Below are 260 nucleotides of genomic sequence, written 5' to 3' on the forward strand. Positions count from 1 at the left end.
TTGTTTTTCTATTCTGAATCAGGAGAAATTTATGGCTATTTTCAACTACGCGATCCTGAAGGAAGCGATGCGCGAAGCTGGCTACGAAGTTAGCAACGTCGAACACATGATCGCTGCGGACTTCGCACATCTGCGCTCGTACCTCGCAAAGCAATTCGGCGTCATTGGCCACAGCTTTGACATTGGCCTCCGTCACCCGGAAACGCTACCTACTACGATCCCGGGCCATCCAGACGCAGATGCGGTCGCAACGCCGGCAC

Annotated in this window: 1 protein-coding gene; it reads left to right on the forward strand. The window is 53.5% G+C overall.

Translation table 11 applies throughout. The annotated features are described in order from the left end of the window. Nucleotides 1-31: 31 nt before the first annotated feature. Nucleotides 32-260, forward strand: a 229-nt coding sequence (locus tag AC1RPU_RS08315; RefSeq protein ID WP_481769698.1) for a hypothetical protein, incomplete at its 3' end; no start/stop codon positions are given.

This window comes from Dellaglioa sp. CoH-55-MRSF-7, from assembly GCF_056782235.1.